Raw genomic sequence first — 15,294 nt, 5'->3', positions numbered from 1 at the left:
TGCCCACCCCACCCGTGCGGTCGAAATGACCGTACGGGTGGGGGCCGGCTCTTTCCTGCCTTCCCATGACAGCGCATACTCCTGCGCCGGGCCTGCGTGCCCGGAAATCTTTGCCTATGCTGCTGTCTACCAACAAGGAACCAACGTGACGAGGGACACCGCCATGTTCTACGTGCAACGCGACGCCACCGGCCAGTTGCTGCGGGTAGAAGCAGCTTCATATGAGGGGTTCAGCGAAATACTCCCCGCCGACAACGCCGAAATCCAGGAATGGTTTGGCGATGACGAGGTGGAAAACAGCCTCAAGCAGCTCAAGCAAAGCGATCTGGACATGATCCGTGTGCTTGAGGACTTGATCGATGTGCTGACCGCCAAGGGCGTCTTCAGCATCACCGACCTGCCTGCCGGGGCACAGGCAAAGCTGCTTAACCGTTCCAAGGCGCGCAGGGCGCTGGGCAGCCTGAACAACCTGATTGATGAAGAAGAGCAGGGTGGGTTGATCTGACGGCGGATCAGCCCCGTTCCACGGTGATATGGTTATTCTTTAAAGGTATTTAAAATATCCTGCTTATGACTTTATAGTCATTCCCACTGCGTACCCGTCGACCAATCGATGCGCCGCACGACTTGAACCCACACGGGAAATCCCCGTGCGTTTCTGATCGTTGCGCGCCTTTGACGTCGCGCACTGCGTGGGAGTGAACCATGTCCGCCGCCTCGAACGCCTTGTCGTCCATCGACAGCGCCCAGCCGCAAAGCTTTGAAATCCGCCCATTCTCTGGTGCCGTCGGCGCCGAGATCATCGGCCTGGACCTGACCAAGCCGGTCAACGCCGAGGATTTCACCCGTATTCACCGCGCCCACCTCGATCACCATGTGTTGGTGTTTCGCGACCAGCGCATCACCCCAGACCAACAGATCAGCTTCAGCCGCCGATTTGGCGAGCTGCAGATCCATGTGCTCAAACAGTTTCTGCTGACCGGGCACCCCGAGATTTTGATCGTATCCAACATCGTCGAAGACGGCCGCAACGTCGGCCTTGGGGATGCGGGCAAGTTCTGGCATTCGGACCTGTCGTACAAAGCACTCCCCAGCCTGGGTTCGATGCTCCATGCCCAGGAGCTGCCCAGTGAGGGCGGCGACACCCTGTTTGCTGACATGCACAAAGCCTGGGACGCCGTACCCGAAGCCCTGCGCAAGGTGGTCGAGGGCCGGGACGCGGCTCACTCCTACACGGCCCGTTACGCCGAAACCAAGTTCGAAGGCAACTGGCGCCCGACCCTCAGCGCCGAGCAGTTGGCCCAGGTGCAGGAAGTCATCCACCCGGTGGTACGCACCCACCCGGAAAACGGCCGCAAGGCGCTGTTCGTCAGTGAAGGTTTCACCACCCGTATCGTCGGCCTGCCGGACGATGAAAGCCGCGATGTGCTGCAACAGCTATATGCCCTGAGTGTGCTTGAGCAGAACATCTACCGCCATCAGTGGCAGCCCCACGACCTGGTGTTCTGGGACAACCGTTCGCTGATCCACCTGGCCACCGGCTGCCCCGCGCACCTGCGGCGCAAGCTCTATCGCACCACCATCCAGGGCGATGCCCCGTTCTGACGACTGAGGAAACACATCATGCGCAAATCCATCAGCCGCCTGGCGGCAAGCATCGGCCTGGGCGCGAGCCTGGTCGTCGGCAGCCTGGCAGCCCCTGCAGTGGCCCAGGCCGAAGGCGAGATCCGTATCGCCGAGCAGTTCGGCATCGTTTACCTGTTGCTGAACGTGGTACGTGACCAGCACCTGATCGAGAAACACGGCAAGGAGCAGGGCATCGACATCAAAGTCGATTGGGCTCAGCTTTCTGGCGGTGCGGCCATCAATGACGCGCTGCTGTCTGGCTCGGTGGACATCGCCGGTGCTGGCGTTGGCCCACTGTTGACCGTCTGGGACCGCACCAAGGGCCGGCAGAACGTCAAGGCTGTCGCCTCGCTTGGCAACTTCCCGTACTACCTGGTCAGCAGCAACCCCAACGTGAAGACCATCGCCGATATTTCCGAGAAGGACCGCATCGCCGTACCGGCAGTCGGCGTCTCTGTGCAGTCGCGGTTCCTGCAGTACGCCGCTGCCCAGCAGTGGGGCGACAAGGAATACAACCGCCTCGACAAGTACACCCTGGCCGTACCGCACCCCGATGCTACGGCTGCGCTGATAGCCGGCGGCACCGAGCTCAACGGGCACTTCTCCAACCCGCCGTTCCAGGACCAGGCGTTGGCCAACAAAGACGTACATGTAGTGCTCAACAGCTATGACCTGCTGGGCCCTAACTCGCCGACCCTGCTGTTTGCCACCGAAAAATTCCGCAATGACAACCCCAAGACCTACAAGGCCTTTGTCGACGCCCTGGCCGAGGCTGCGGATTTCGCGCAGAAGGACAAGGCTGCCGCCGCCGATACCTACATCCGCGTGACCAAGGCCAAGATCGACCGCGACACGCTGATCAAGCTGATCGACAACCCGCAGTACGAGTTCACCGTAACGCCGAAAAACACCTACAAGCTGGCGGATTTCCTGTATCGGGTTGGCGCCATCAAGCACAAGCCGGCGTCGTGGAAGGATTATTTCTTCCAGGATGAACGCCCGCTGCAGGGGAGCTGATCGATCATGACCGCCCCATTGCCAGGCCACGCGGCCAGCAACCTGAGCCGTGTCGCCACGCCACCGTTACTCAAGGTGGACAACCTCAGCCTCGAATACCGCACCGCACAACGCGTGGTGCGGGCCACCCACCAGGTCAGCTTCGAAGTCGATCGCGCCGACCGTTTCGTCTTGCTGGGGCCTTCGGGCTGCGGCAAGTCCACCTTGCTCAAGGCCGTGGCCGGGTTCATCACCCCCCAGGAAGGGCAGATCCTGCTGCAGGGCCAGCCCGTCAAAGGCCCAGGCCCTGACCGCATCGTGGTGTTCCAGGAGTTCGACCAGTTACCACCGTGGAAGACGGTGAAGCAGAACGTCATGTTCCCACTGCTGGTGTCTGGCCAGCTCAAGCGTGCCGAGGCCGAAGAACGGGCGCTGCACTACTTGGACAAGGTCGGCCTGGCAGCGTTTGCCGATGCCTATCCACACACCCTGTCGGGTGGCATGAAGGCGCGCGTGGCGATTGCCCGGGCCTTGGCTACCCAGCCGAAGATCCTGCTGATGGACGAGCCATTCGCCGCGCTGGACGCGCTGACCCGGCGCAAGATGCAGGAAGAACTCCTGCTGCTGTGGGAAGAGGTGCGCTTCACCTTGCTGTTTGTGACCCACTCCATCGAAGAGGCACTGGTGGTCGGTAACCGCATCCTCCTGCTGTCGCCCCACCCAGGGCGGGTGCGGGCCGAGGTGCACAGCCATCAGTACGATCTTGCCAGCCTGGGCGCCGCCGACTTCCAGGCCAGTGCCCGGCGCATTCATCGTTTGCTGTTCGATGAGGCAGAGCCCGAGCAGGCTGACGACCTTGGCTTCAACGATATCCGTATCGCCTACTGACAGGAGCTTGCGCCATGACCACTACCCCTGTACGTCAGGAATACGAGGTGCAGCTGGAGCCACTGCTCAGTGTGCCTCTGGAACGCCAACTGCCACTCGCCCAGCGTTTGTGGCAACAAGGCTGGCTGCGCAAGGCTGTCATCCTGGTGGTGATCGCCGCGCTGTGGGAGGCCGTGGCCCGCTATCAGGGCAACGACCTGCTGCTGCCGAGCTTTCTGCAAACCTCCGCTGCGCTGTGGGACGGCCTGCTCAGTGGCGAGCTGCCCGCCAAGGTCGGCGTGTCGCTGGTGATCTTGCTCAAGGGCTACGTGCTGGGCATTGTGCTGGCCTTTGGTTTGACCAGCCTGGCGGTCTCTACCCAGCTCGGTCGTGACCTGCTGGGCACCTTGACCTCGATGTTCAACCCGCTACCGGCGATCGCCTTGTTGCCGCTGGCGCTGCTGTGGTTCGGGCTGGGCGACAACAGCCTGATCTTCGTGCTGGTGCACTCGGTGCTGTGGGCGCTGGCGCTGAACACCTATGCGGGCTTTCTTGGTGTGTCCGAGACCCTGCGCATGGCCGGCCGCAACTATGGCCTGAAGGGCTTGCGCCTGGTGCTGCACATCCTGGTACCAGCGGCTTTGCCGTCGATTCTGTCGGGGTTGAAGATCGGCTGGGCGTTTGCCTGGCGCACCTTGATCGCCGCCGAACTGGTGTTTGGCGCCAGCAGCGGCAAGGGCGGGCTGGGTTGGTACATCTTCCAGAACCGCAACGAGTTGTACACCGACAAGGTGTTTGCCGGGTTGGCGGTAGTGATTTTGATTGGTTTGCTGGTCGAGGGGTTGGTGTTCAATACCCTGGAGCGGCTGACCGTGCGGCGGTGGGGAATGCAGCGCTAACCGGTAGCCTGCCCCGGCCTCTTCGCGGGCAAGCCCGCTCCCACAGGTTTCGCACCACTTTCAAGGTTGGTGATGACCTTGTGGGAGCGGGCTTGCCCGCGAAGAGGCCGGTACAGGTCATGGATTCTGGTATTGAGCCGCCGCATTGCTCAACATCTTGCCAATTTCTTCGCGCAACCCTTCCGGTTGCTCCACCACCACCCCATCCCCCTGGCTCAACAGCCACCAGCGCAACGGCCAGCCATCGCTCACCGTGGCACGCAGCCGATGCCCATGTTTCAGCGCTGTCAGCTGCATGTCGGTGCTCAATGGCGTCTGGCGCAACTGCCGCGCCAATGCGTCATTGATCCGCGCCACCAGCTCTATCCCCTCGCCCTGGACCGGCTGCAAGGCGTCACCCCGCAGGTAGGTCAGCAGATCGAAATTGCCCCGCAGCTCACCCACGGCACTCGACGACCAGTGCCAGCCGAACGGTATGCTCTTGTCATTGCGCTCCAGCGGAAAAATCAGCGACAGCTCGTTGAGGTCGCGCTCAACCGTGCGTTTGCTGACATTGAAGCCCACATCACGCAGGCGCCAGACCAGCTCGGCGCTGGTGATGCCTGGGGAGCGGCTGGGCAGTTGGCGCAGCAGCGCCCACTGACGGCTGAGGGTGGCGCGAGTGGTGGCGAACGGCAAAAGATAACGTCCTTGTCTAGGCTTGCCGCAATAGGATGGCGGCACGAGCGGGGCATGGCAATTGGCCACAGCCTGCTCAGATCAAGGAAGTCGCATTTGGTTGCCTCGTGCCGAATCGTTCGCGACAGGTTTTGTCGTGACGTCACGCAGAATCACGCCTCATCACAGCCAAGGTTGGGATTGTGTGTCGTTCAATGAGGATGAACATGTCTGCTGCCAGCAATATCCATTCGCTGCTTGCCCGTCTTCTGCCAGAGCGGGTGATCGCTCCTCCAGCCCCTGCCGGGAGACGTCATCGGCTGTTTGCCGGGGTCGGGTTGCCCAGCCAGCGGTCGCTGTTGGTCAGCCGCCTGGATGAGGCCAGTGATTTGCAGGTGGTGTATGCCGACCTGCGCCACCAGGCGCTGCAAGGCAGCGTGGCTGCGCTCAATGACCTCGGCTGGATCTGGCTCAATGGCAAGTACTGGCGTGCCGATACCGTGCTGGCCGGCCACCTGCTGCGCATGGCAGCCTTGCAGGGCAACGCCGCGGCCTGGTTCAACCTGGGCCAACAGCACTACTTCGGTAAAGGGATCGAGACCTCCTACGTGCAGGCGGCCGAGTGTTATCGGCAGGCGTTTGACCGCGGCATGTTGCATGCTGCCGCCGCGCTGGGTGATTTGTATGAAGAAGAAGTGTGCGATGGCGACCTGGACTGGCAGGTCGACCTGGTGCAAGCCTACCAATGGTTCATGCGCGGTGCCGAGCGGGGCGAAGCGCGCTGCCGGTTCGAGGTGGGTTACCGGCTGATGCATGGCCTGTACGTGGAGGCCGATATCAAAGGTGCGCTGTATTGGCTTGAGTTGGCGGCTGCGGCGGGGGTGATGCAGGCTGCCGAGGAGCTGGCGGTGCACTTCAGCAGCCGCGACAGTGCGCGGTACCTGGAGTGGCGCGACCGGGCAGTGCAGATGGGCAGCACGCTGGCGCTGACGATGAAGCTGGAAGACCAGGTACAGCCTTGATCGTTGCATCAAATTCGGGGGAAGACGCAGCCCATGTGTGGCCCTTTCGCGGCGCAAGGCCGCTCCCACAGGTAATACGCCAGTTTTTAGAAGTTGAGCAAGACAGTTGCCCCCACAGGGATTTGAGCTGGATTTGATCAAGGCGCAAAGGCCCAACATGAACAACAATTCACCCACGCTATCCGTCGCCCCCTGTTGACGACAGGGGGAGGGCCAGGCGTATATTGATAGTTAGCAAACTATGAATATCCTTGGTTCCTTTCATGTCCCTTGATCTCCTGCGCCTGCAAGTCAGCAGCGGCATGGTGGTTGCCGCTCGCCATTGGCGGCGCATCTGCCACGCCGCGTTGACCAGCTACGGCATCTCCGAGGCCTGCGCCGCACCGTTGCTGATGATCGTGCGCCTAGGCGATGGCGTGCATCAGGTGGCGGTGGCCCAGGCCGCCGGCCTCGAAAGCCCGTCGCTGGTGCGCCTGCTCGACCAACTGTGCAAAGCCGGGCTGGTGTGCCGCAGCGAGGACCCATTGGACCGTCGCGCCAAGGCCCTGAGCCTGACCGCCGAAGGCCGCGCCCTGGCCGAGTCCATCGAGGCTGAGCTGGTGCGCCTGCGCCGTGATGTACTGCAGGGCATCGACCAGGCCGACCTGGAGGCCGCCCTGCGCGTCCTGCGCGCCTTCGAGGCCGCCGGCCTCGGCACACCCGGCGGTGCAGCATGAACGGCTTCTTCAGTTCGGTACCCCCGGCCCGCGATTGGTTCTACGGCGTGCGCACCTTCGCCGCGTCGATGATCGCCCTGTACATCGCCCTGCTTATGCAGTTGCCGCGCCCTTACTGGGCGATGGCGACCGTCTACATCGTCTCCAGCCCCTTCGTCGGCCCGACCAGTTCCAAGGCGCTGTACCGTGCCCTCGGCACGTTGCTGGGTGCCGGTGGGGCGATACTCCTGGTGCCGCCTTTGGTACAGTCGCCGCTGTTGCTCAGCGTCGCCATTGCCTTGTGGACCGGCACCTTGCTGTTCCTCTCGCTGAACCTGCGCACCGCCAACAACTACGTGCTGATGCTGGCCGGCTACACCCTGCCGATGATTGCCCTGGCAGTGGTCGACAACCCCACGGCGGTGTTCGATGTGGCCTCGTCGCGGGCCCAGGAAATCTGCCTGGGCATCGTCTGCGCGGCCGTAGTCGGTGCGATCTTCTGGCCGCGCCGCCTGGCCCCGGTGGTGGTCGGCTCGACCGGTAACTGGTTCGCCGAGGCGATCCGCTACAGCGACACCTACCTGGCCCGCGACATCGCCGCCGACAAGGTGGGCGGCATGCGTGCCTCGATGGTGGCCACGTTCAATACCCTGGAAATGATGATCGGCCAGCTTGGCCACGAAGGCGCCGGCCCCCACACCCTGAAGAATGCCAGCGAACTGCGCGGGCGGATGATCCACCTGCTGCCGGTGATCGACGCCCTGGACGACGCTCTGATCGCCCTTGAGGGCCGTGCGCCTGTGCAGTTCGCCCAGCTGCAACCGTTGCTGGCCGAGGCCCGCGAATGGCTCAAAGGCACCGCCGACGATGCCTCCCTGGCACCCTGGACCGCGCTGCACGAGCAGATCACCCGCCTGCAACCCAGCGCCGCCGCTCTGGACCAGCGCGGCGGCCTGCTACTGTCCAACGCCCTGTATCGTCTGACCGAGTGGGTCGACCTCTGGCAAGACTGCTGCACCCTCCAGCACGCCTTGCGCAAGGACGACGCCACGCCCTGGCGCGCGGCCTATCGCCATTGGCGCCTGGGCCGTTTGACGCCCTTCTTCGACCGTGGCCTGATGCTCTACTCGGTGTTCTCCACCGTTACCGCGATCATCGTCGCCAGCGGCCTATGGATTTTGCTCGGCTGGAACGACGGTGGCAGCGCGGTCATTCTCGCTGCCGTGGCCTGCAGCTTCTTTGCCGCGATGGACGACCCGGCGCCGCAGATCTACCGGTTCTTCTTCTGGACGCTGATGTCGGTGATCTTCTCCAGCGTCTACCTGTTCCTGGTGCTGCCCAACCTGCACGACTTCCCGATGCTGGTGCTGGCGTTCGCCGTACCCTTCATCTGCGTCGGCACGTTGACCGTGCAGCCGCGTTTCTACCTTGGCACCTTGCTGACCATCGTCAACACCGCCACGTTCATCAGCATTCAGGGCGTCTACGACGCAGACTTCCTAACCTTCATCAACGCCAACCTGGCCGGCCCGGTCGGGCTGCTGTTCGCCTTCATCTGGACCCTGCTGCTGCGCCCGTTCGGCGTGGAACTGGCCGCCAAGCGCATGACCCGCTTCGCCTGGCGCGACATCGTCGAGATGACCCAGCCCGCCACCCTGGCCGAACACCGCCAGGTCGGCGTACAAATGCTCGACCGCCTGATGCAGCACTTGCCGCGCCTATTGCAGACCGGCCAGGACAGCGGTGTGGCGCTGCGTGACCTGCGTGTGGGCCTGAACCTGCTCGACCTGCTGGCCTACATGCCGCGCGCTAACCCGCAGGCCCGCGAGCGCCTGGCCACGGTCATCGAGGAAGTCGGCGCCCACTACGCCGCTTGCCTGCGCGCCAACCAGCGCCTGCACGCCCCGGCCGCGCTGCTGCGCAACATGGAGCGTGCGCGGCAAGGGCTGGCGCTGGACGATCACAACGACCGTGGCGACGCCCGTGTGCACCTGCTGCACGCCTTGAGCGGCCTGCGCCTGGCATTGCTGCCCGGTGTCGAAGTGATGCTTGAGCCTACCGAACAACCGCAACTGCCCCCCGGCATCGATGGAGCCCCACTGTGATCGGTGATCTGGATATCAGCGGGGTGTTCCTGCCCACGCTGCTGGTGATGATGGTGTTCACCTACTTGCTGTTTCTGGGCGTGCACGCCGTGCTGGTGCGCCTGCATTTCTACCGCCTGGTCTGGCACCGGGCATTGTTCAACGTTGCCCTCTACGCCGTGATGCTGGGCGCGGTCGACCACTTTTGCCGAAACCTGATGCTGCCATGAAAAAACCTTTGCTGACCCTGGGCCGTGTGGTCCTGACCTTGCTGGTCGTGAGTTTCGCCGCCGTGCTCGTGTGGCAGATGGTGGTGTACTACCTGTTCGCCCCCTGGACCCGCGACGGCCACATTCGCGCCGACGTGATCCAGATCGCCCCGGATGTGTCCGGGCTGATCCAAAAGGTCGAGGTGCGTGACAACCAGGTGGTCAAGCGCGGCGACGTGCTGTTCACCATCGACCAGGACCGCTTCAGCCTGGCCTTGCGCCAGGCCCAGGCAACCCTCGCCGAGCGTGAGGAAACCCTGGCCCAGGCCGCCCGCGAGACGCGCCGTAACCGCACGCTGGGCAACCTGGTCGCGGCCGAGCAGTTGGAAGAGAGCCAGTCCCGCGAAGCCCGCGCCCGTTCGGCGGTCAACGAGGCGCAGGTGGCGGTCGATACCGCCCAGCTCAACCTCGACCGCTCGGTGGTGCGCAGCCCGGTGGATGGCTACCTCAACGACCGCGCCCCGCGTAACCATGAGTTCGTCACCGCCGGCCGGCCAGTGCTGTCGGTGGTCGACAGCGCCTCTTACCACGTCGATGGCTACTTCGAAGAAACCAAGCTCGGTGGCATCCACATCGGCGATGCCGTGGACATCCGCGTGATGGGCGACAACACGCGCCTGCGCGGCCACGTACAGAGCTTCGCCGCCGGCATCGAAGACCGCGACCGCAGCAGCGGCGCCAACCTGCTGCCCAACGTCAACCCGGCGTTCAGCTGGGTGCGCCTGGCTCAACGGATACCGGTGCGTATCGCCTTCGACGAAGTGCCACAAGACTTCCGCATGATCGCCGGGCGCACGGCCACGGTGTCGATCATCGAGGACAAGCGCCCATGAAACGCCTGATGCTGGTGGGCATGGCCCTGTCCCTCGGTGCCTGTGCCCTGGTTGGCCCGGATTACGAAGTGCCGAAAGACGCGGCCGTGCAGCGCAGCGACCTCAACGGCCCGCTGCGCCAGGACGCCGACAGTGTGGTGTCGGCGCCGGTGCCCGAAGACTGGTGGCAGCTGTACCAGGATCAACGCCTCAACCAACTGGTGCGCCAGGCGTTGAGCGCCAATACCGAGCTGCGGGTGGCTGCGGCCAACATCGCCAAGGCCCGCGCCCAGGTCGAAGTGGCCGAATCGCAGGGCGGCTTCAGTGGTGGCATCAAGGCCGGCGCCCAGCGCTTGCAGGAGTCCGGCGAGGCCTTTTTGCTGCCCGAGAAGGTGCCTGTGGCCAATATCGGTGAAGCCATCATTAGCGCCTCCTACCAGTTTGACCTGTGGGGCACGTTCAAGCGCGGTACCGAGGCGGCCAAGGCCAACGCCGACGCGGTGCAGGCCGCAGCGGACACGGCGCGCATCACCCTGGTGGCGGATGTGGTCAAGGCGTATACCCAGGTGTGCTCGGCCAACGAGGAATACCACATTGCCCGCGAGTCGCTGGACCTGCAGGAGCAAGGTGTAAAGCTGAACCAGCGCCTGCGCGATGCCGGCCGTGGCGACGAAACCCAAGTCACCCGCTCGCAGACCCAATTCAAATCCCTGCGCGCTGAGCTGCCACGCTTCAAGGCCGAGCGCGAGACCGGCCTGTATACCCTGGCCGCACTGCTGGCCAAGCCGGTCGAGCAGTTGCCCGCCGGCACCGCCGATTGCGCCGAACTGCCGCACCTGGCCCAGCTGATCCCGGTGGGCGACGGCGCCGCGCTGCTCAAGCGCCGCCCCGACGTACGCCAGGCCGAGCGCCAATTGGCGGCTGCCACCGCTTACATCGGCGTGGCCACGGGCGCGCTGTACCCGGATATCAGCATCGGCGCCCAAGTTGGCACCATCGGTATCCTCGAGAACCTCGGCGAGCCGGCGACCAACCGCTGGGGCTTTGGCCCACAGATCAGTTGGACCATCCCCACCAACGGCACCCGTGCACGCATCCGCATGGCCGAAGCCTCGACTCAGGCGGCGCTGGCGCATTTCGACGGCGTGGTGCTGAACGCCATCCGCGAGACCCAGACCCGGCTGGCGCAGTACAGCGCCTTGCTCGACCGGCGCGATGCATTGGCCGAGGCGGAGAAGTCGGCCAAGGAAGCGGCGGACCAGACGCACCGGTATTACCAGGCTGGGCGTGAGTCGTTCCTGGCGGACTTGCAGGCGACGCGGACGTATACCGATATGCGCGCGCAGTTGGCGGCGGCGAATAGCCAGGTGGCGGTGGGGCAGATAGGGGTGTTTTTGGCGTTGGGTGGGGGCTGGAAGGGGGGTGGCACTCCTTGATCATTGTGGGGTGGCGGGAAGGTGTTTGGCGATTGAGCTGCAGGGTCTTTGAGATCGAGCGCCGCCCGCGCGGCGCTTCGCGGGGCAAGCCCGCTTGTGTCTTGGAGAGGGAATAGAATCTGAAGTGAGAGCGGTGAATGGCAAGCTGATAGCCCGAGGTGCCCAGAGCACGTGTGGGAGCAAAAGCTGCCATTCACCGTTCCACTTTGGCGAGAGCCCGAACAGTTGGATGAGGGGCGTAATCTCGAATCACAAGCGTGGGCCAAGCCAAAGCGCTCTCACTCCTTGAGTTTAAGAGGGTTTGGCCATGTCTTCCTCTGTCGGCATCGATGTTTCCAGTGCCACACTTGCTGTTCACATCCGCCCTGAGGGGGTGAACTTCAGTGTTTCCAATGACTTGAAGGGATTCCAACTGCTCGTCGAAAAGCTTGGCGGGTATGCAGTTTCAATGGTCTTGCTCGAAGCTACCGGTGGCTACGAGTGCAATGTCCTCAAAGCGCTGCAGGATGCCGATTTTCCGGTTTGCCGGATCAATCCCAGTCGTGCCCGGGACTTTGCCAAGTCGATGGGTAAACGCGCCAAGACCGATCCCATTGACGCAGCTGTTTTGGCTCACCTGGCTGAAGTTATGCCCCCACGGCCTTGCCAGGTGATGACACCCGAGCGGGCCTTGCTGCGCGAACTGCTTATGCAGCGGGATCGCTTCGTCCAACAGCGCGACGATGACAAGCGGCGCCTGAAGCAGGCGCGGGCTCCCAGTGTTTGTTTGCGGTTGGAACAACACATCGCCTATCTGAAGGGTGAAATTCGAGCGCTGGAACAAGAGATCGCACAGCAGGCAGCAGCTTTGCCTGATGATCGGGTTAAACAGCTCACTCAAGTCAAAGGAATTGGTCTGATTACTGCCGGAAAGCTGATGGCCTTGCTGCCAGAGCTGGGCCAGGTGGATAAGAAGGAAATTGCCGCCTTGGTCGGTGTTGCGCCGTTCAATCAGGACAGCGGCAAGCAGTCGGGCAAGCGTTCAATCTGGGGGGGACGCTCACAAGTCAGGCGGGCGCTCTATATGGCCTGCTGGGTGGTGATACGGCACAACAAGGACTTCTGCGAGCGCTACAAAGCACTGCGAGCCCAGGGGAAGTGCGCGAAAGTATCGGTGGTGGCGTGTATGCGAGTATTGATAGTGAGGCTAAATGCGATGCTCAAGACCGGAACGCCCTGGAAGGAGCAAATAGCTCATTCGTAGGAGCAAGCCTTGCTGGCGATGCCCGGCACAGCCGGGCCTGGGGCGCTACGCGCCCCATCGCCGGCAAGGCCAGCTTCCACAAGAAGACAGTTGCTCCCACATCTGTATCGGGCCATTCTCGCCTGTGATTGAGGCGCGCGACCGCCTTGTTTGTACCACGCGATATTAAGACGGGCACCAAGGGGCCGAGCGCAAATGCTTCAGGAGTAACTGGCCCGAAACAGATGTGGGAGCGGGCTTGCCCCGCGAAGCGCCGCGCGGGCGGCGCTCGATCTCAAGAGCGCTGAAACGCTGACGGCGAACACCTTGAAGCCGTAAGACATTTCCGAACTTGAAGCCAATTGCTTCAGCTCTCCCCATCAGGAGAACTATCCTACGCGCCTGTCGGAAGGTGCTGTCTAGGCGGTGAAATGCCCCAGGAATAATGTCCTCGGGTCGCCTCGCAAGGCGATCGGGCGTGAGACACCTGGTTTGCATTCGGTAGCACACTGCTTCATGGCGGTCGTGCGCGGGCAGGCTTCGGCCTGGCCGGGGTTACCGTATGTCCCGGGTCTCACTCCGTGCACGACTGCCACCCAATTCCGTGAGACGAGGAGGACGGTAGTTTTTCTTTCCGCATACGGAGCCGCACCATGAAAAAAATCGTCCCCGACTCACCGCCCGCAACCCTCCTTCTGCTCGACCCGCCCATCATCACACTCCAAGACCCTCCCTGCGCCGAAGCGTGCGACTTGCTGATCCGCGCCCTGTACGACCACACCCGCGCCAGCGCCTGAGCCGAGGAACGATACGATGCGCGACGATCCCACAGCGTCCTCCACCGCAGGCGAGGAAACCTTCGACCTGTTCCGCCTGCAACCTGACGTACCCTTCAACCACGCCTTCTCTCAGCTGTCGGTACTGCTCGGCTGCATCCGCCACCTGACCACGGAAGCGGAAATGGAGAATGACCGCGTGGCCGGCAGTGCAGCGCGGATTCTCAGCGAGATGGCCAAGGCTTTGATCGATGATATGGAACGGGGCATGAACAGGGTGCATTGAGTGCACTAGCGCCAAGGCAGCGAGTGAGTGCGCTCACTCCTGCTTGGCTTCGGCCCGTTGTGCCGCAAGGATGTGTTGCGACTGCTGTTCGATGAAGTCGAATACCTCGACCGGAACGGTGTATTGGAATTGCTTGCGCCGGTTCCTGGATACGATGCCATCATTGGTCAGGCACATCATCACCAGGTTGGCCAAGTCGCTGCCACGGACATCGTACTGATCGTCCACTGCCCGATAGACAGCGTCGTAGCTGGCCAGAAAATCGGCTTCCTTCTGCAGTTCCACTTCAAGGGCTATTCTGGCCATGTCGAGCGTGAAGGCCACGCACGGCGTCGCATCCCAATAGCGATAGACAGCTTCGTGGCCCTTGAACTCGAAGCTATATTGGCCAAAATCGATCCACCTCACCTCCCATAAATCCCGCACCGGTCGTGAGAACGATTGCAGGGCTTCCAGATAGCGAAGTTCTTGGCTTTTCATTGCTACTGACATGGGCAACAGCAGACCATTGTCTAATGCCCCCGCGCGACACAGCGCTTGGTGAATCAAAAAGCGTGACAAACGACCATTGCCATCCATGAACGGATGGAGCAGCACAAACCCAAACGAGGTAATGCCTGCTGCCACTAAAGGGTCAACCTGAGTCGGAGCGTCATTGGCAAAGCTCATCAAGCTTTCCATGAGTTCCCGGCACAGGTCTGGAGGGGGCGGCAGGAAGGTAACCCCAGTAGCACCTGGTGTACCATCCGAGAGATAGTTTTGCTCGTGCCTGAAGGCTGCTGCCAGATCGAAGGGGTTGGACACCGTCGCATTCTGCAGGGCTACTAGATAGTCCTCGGTAAGAGGCTGGCGCTGGTGAGCCTGACGGAGTAGCTGGATAAAGCGGCGGGACTTGTCTTCAGAAGGGGACTCTCGCTCGATGGCGAATGAATCCTTGGTTTCATGCATGTAGGCCCAATTCAGTGCCCGGTCCATCATGACGGGAGGTAATGCCGCGATGAATGCTTGTGCTTTAGTGAGGATGTCATGATCGAGTAGCGACTGGATTTCGGCAGTACGCTCGACTGTCGCACAGTAGGTCAGGTCGCCAAGGCCATTGAAGTCGATTCGCCATTTCGTGTTCCGCTCGCCGGCGCGGGTGATATAGCGCTGTGGATCGAAAAGCGGACGATACGGACCTGTGACTTTGACAGTCTGCTTGAGTTGCTCGCCCGTGAATGCTTCCCGTAAATAGCAGGCCTTTCTAATGAAAACGCCATTCGGAGACTCCCGGTGGGCGTGTTCAAAGTCGGCAGCTGGAATCCGTGGCAATGCCTGGGCGAGAGCAGCCAAGTTGATGCCTTCATGTTTAAGTGCAAACAGCACGTGAGCCAGTAGCTCATTTTTTGCAGGGGTAATGGCCGCAGGGACTGCCAGTGTGGTTCCGATGAGCTTCAATCGGGTAACAGGAAGCACCGTAGCAGGCCGCAGCATAGGCACCGCAGCCAGACCCAGTTGTTGAATGAGGTGCGCGTAGCCAGCGGCTTCCATTTCAAACCTCCTTCACCAGGTCCAAATTCGCCATTTTATTTTCAGCGGGCTTAGAAAATTTTCAATTGAAGAGACTTTGATCATTTTTTTTTCAAAATCCTAGGTGAAAATTGTAAA

At 62.1% G+C, this 15,294-nt stretch carries 16 protein-coding genes; 14 read left to right on the top strand and 2 right to left on the bottom strand.

The window, feature by feature from the left end; genetic code table 11:
• Nucleotides 1-163 precede the first annotated feature (163 nt).
• From OGV19_RS23170 to OGV19_RS23150, 5 genes are all read left to right on the top strand, one after another.
• The gene (locus tag OGV19_RS23170; RefSeq protein ID WP_264313991.1) at nt 164-505 is read left to right on the top strand and encodes a tryptophan synthase subunit beta; all 342 of its coding nucleotides are present in this window, start codon (nt 164-166) and stop codon (nt 503-505) included.
• Between the two features lie 200 nt (nt 506-705).
• Nucleotides 706-1,605, top strand: a complete 900-nt coding sequence (locus OGV19_RS23165) for a TauD/TfdA dioxygenase family protein (RefSeq protein WP_264310814.1) — start codon at nt 706-708, stop codon at nt 1,603-1,605.
• 18 nt (nt 1,606-1,623) lie between these two features.
• Nucleotides 1,624-2,643 (top strand): ABC transporter substrate-binding protein, encoded by a 1,020-nt coding sequence (locus tag OGV19_RS23160; RefSeq protein ID WP_264310813.1) that lies wholly within the window; start codon nt 1,624-1,626, stop codon nt 2,641-2,643.
• A 6-nt stretch (nt 2,644-2,649) separates the two neighbouring features.
• Nucleotides 2,650-3,510 carry an ABC transporter ATP-binding protein gene (locus OGV19_RS23155; RefSeq protein WP_264310812.1) on the top strand — a complete coding sequence of 287 codons (861 nt, stop codon included), beginning with the start codon at nt 2,650-2,652 and terminating at the stop codon, nt 3,508-3,510.
• Nucleotides 3,511-3,524: 14 nt separating this feature from the next.
• Nucleotides 3,525-4,388 carry an ABC transporter permease gene (locus OGV19_RS23150; protein ID WP_027595109.1) on the top strand — a complete coding sequence of 288 codons (864 nt, stop codon included), beginning with the start codon at nt 3,525-3,527 and terminating at the stop codon, nt 4,386-4,388.
• Nucleotides 4,389-4,505: 117 nt separating this feature from the next.
• Here OGV19_RS23150 and OGV19_RS23145 read toward each other — a convergent pair whose 3' ends face one another.
• Nucleotides 4,506-5,066, bottom strand: a complete 561-nt coding sequence (locus tag OGV19_RS23145; protein ID WP_264310811.1) for a WCX domain-containing protein — start codon at nt 5,064-5,066, stop codon at nt 4,506-4,508.
• Between the two features lie 206 nt (nt 5,067-5,272).
• Here OGV19_RS23145 and OGV19_RS23140 point away from each other — a divergent pair, with 206 nt between their 5' ends.
• The 9 genes from OGV19_RS23140 (at nt 5,273) to OGV19_RS23100 (ending at nt 13,647) form a co-directional block, all read left to right on the top strand.
• Nucleotides 5,273-6,067: a tetratricopeptide repeat protein gene (locus OGV19_RS23140; protein WP_264310810.1), complete on the top strand. Its 795-nt coding sequence runs from the start codon at nt 5,273-5,275 to the stop codon at nt 6,065-6,067.
• 263 nt (nt 6,068-6,330) lie between these two features.
• Complete coding sequence (locus OGV19_RS23135; protein WP_264310809.1) at nt 6,331-6,783, top strand: MarR family winged helix-turn-helix transcriptional regulator; 453 nt, start codon at nt 6,331-6,333, stop codon at nt 6,781-6,783.
• Complete coding sequence (locus tag OGV19_RS23130; protein WP_264310808.1) at nt 6,780-8,867, top strand: FUSC family protein; 2,088 nt, start codon at nt 6,780-6,782, stop codon at nt 8,865-8,867. The genes OGV19_RS23135 and OGV19_RS23130 overlap by 4 nt, the downstream gene beginning before the upstream one ends.
• Nucleotides 8,864-9,076, top strand: a complete 213-nt coding sequence (locus OGV19_RS23125; protein ID WP_136912409.1) for a DUF1656 domain-containing protein — start codon at nt 8,864-8,866, stop codon at nt 9,074-9,076. Before OGV19_RS23130 ends, OGV19_RS23125 begins: the two co-directional genes overlap by 4 nt.
• On the top strand, nt 9,073-9,948 hold the full coding sequence (locus OGV19_RS23120) for an efflux RND transporter periplasmic adaptor subunit (protein WP_264310807.1): 876 nt from the start codon (nt 9,073-9,075) through the stop codon (nt 9,946-9,948). Before OGV19_RS23125 ends, OGV19_RS23120 begins: the two co-directional genes overlap by 4 nt.
• The gene (locus OGV19_RS23115) at nt 9,945-11,363 is read left to right on the top strand and encodes an efflux transporter outer membrane subunit (RefSeq protein WP_264310806.1); all 1,419 of its coding nucleotides are present in this window, start codon (nt 9,945-9,947) and stop codon (nt 11,361-11,363) included. Before OGV19_RS23120 ends, OGV19_RS23115 begins: the two co-directional genes overlap by 4 nt.
• A gap of 307 nt (nt 11,364-11,670) precedes the next feature.
• Nucleotides 11,671-12,606: an IS110 family transposase gene (locus OGV19_RS23110; RefSeq protein WP_264309399.1), complete on the top strand. Its 936-nt coding sequence runs from the start codon at nt 11,671-11,673 to the stop codon at nt 12,604-12,606.
• Between the two features lie 632 nt (nt 12,607-13,238).
• Entirely contained in the window at nt 13,239-13,382 is a 144-nt protein-coding gene (locus OGV19_RS23105) for a hypothetical protein (RefSeq protein ID WP_264310805.1), read from the top strand.
• Between the two features lie 16 nt (nt 13,383-13,398).
• Nucleotides 13,399-13,647, top strand: a complete 249-nt coding sequence (locus OGV19_RS23100) for a DUF3077 domain-containing protein (protein ID WP_027595118.1) — start codon at nt 13,399-13,401, stop codon at nt 13,645-13,647.
• A gap of 33 nt (nt 13,648-13,680) precedes the next feature.
• On the opposite strand, the gene OGV19_RS23095 is transcribed toward OGV19_RS23100, so the two are convergent.
• Nucleotides 13,681-15,177, bottom strand: a complete 1,497-nt coding sequence (locus OGV19_RS23095; RefSeq protein WP_264310804.1) for a Fic family protein — start codon at nt 15,175-15,177, stop codon at nt 13,681-13,683.
• Nucleotides 15,178-15,294 lie beyond the last annotated feature (117 nt).

The sequence above is a fragment of the Pseudomonas putida genome, assembly GCF_025905425.1.
In the GTDB taxonomy this organism is placed as follows: Bacteria; Pseudomonadota; Gammaproteobacteria; order Pseudomonadales; family Pseudomonadaceae; genus Aquipseudomonas; species Aquipseudomonas putida_AF.
The sequence above is the reverse complement of the archived record's forward strand: the minus strand, read 5'-3'. Positions and strand labels throughout refer to the sequence as shown.

Excerpts from the sequence above, each read along its gene's own strand:
- OGV19_RS23170 (WP_264313991.1), top strand. The coding sequence starts at position 164 with ATGTTCTACGTGCAACGCGACGCCACCGGCCAGTTGCTGCGGGTAGAA.
- OGV19_RS23165 (WP_264310814.1), top strand. The coding sequence starts at position 706 with ATGTCCGCCGCCTCGAACGCCTTGTCGTCCATCGACAGCGCCCAGCCG.
- OGV19_RS23160 (WP_264310813.1), top strand. The coding sequence starts at position 1,624 with ATGCGCAAATCCATCAGCCGCCTGGCGGCAAGCATCGGCCTGGGCGCG.
- OGV19_RS23155 (WP_264310812.1), top strand. The coding sequence starts at position 2,650 with ATGACCGCCCCATTGCCAGGCCACGCGGCCAGCAACCTGAGCCGTGTC.
- OGV19_RS23150 (WP_027595109.1), top strand. The coding sequence starts at position 3,525 with ATGACCACTACCCCTGTACGTCAGGAATACGAGGTGCAGCTGGAGCCA.
- OGV19_RS23140 (WP_264310810.1), top strand. The coding sequence starts at position 5,273 with ATGTCTGCTGCCAGCAATATCCATTCGCTGCTTGCCCGTCTTCTGCCA.
- OGV19_RS23135 (WP_264310809.1), top strand. The coding sequence starts at position 6,331 with ATGTCCCTTGATCTCCTGCGCCTGCAAGTCAGCAGCGGCATGGTGGTT.
- OGV19_RS23130 (WP_264310808.1), top strand. The coding sequence starts at position 6,780 with ATGAACGGCTTCTTCAGTTCGGTACCCCCGGCCCGCGATTGGTTCTAC.
- OGV19_RS23120 (WP_264310807.1), top strand. The coding sequence starts at position 9,073 with ATGAAAAAACCTTTGCTGACCCTGGGCCGTGTGGTCCTGACCTTGCTG.
- OGV19_RS23115 (WP_264310806.1), top strand. The coding sequence starts at position 9,945 with ATGAAACGCCTGATGCTGGTGGGCATGGCCCTGTCCCTCGGTGCCTGT.
- OGV19_RS23110 (WP_264309399.1), top strand. The coding sequence starts at position 11,671 with ATGTCTTCCTCTGTCGGCATCGATGTTTCCAGTGCCACACTTGCTGTT.
- OGV19_RS23105 (WP_264310805.1), top strand. The coding sequence starts at position 13,239 with ATGAAAAAAATCGTCCCCGACTCACCGCCCGCAACCCTCCTTCTGCTC.
- OGV19_RS23100 (WP_027595118.1), top strand. The coding sequence starts at position 13,399 with ATGCGCGACGATCCCACAGCGTCCTCCACCGCAGGCGAGGAAACCTTC.
- OGV19_RS23095 (WP_264310804.1), bottom strand. The coding sequence starts at position 15,177 with ATGGAAGCCGCTGGCTACGCGCACCTCATTCAACAACTGGGTCTGGCT.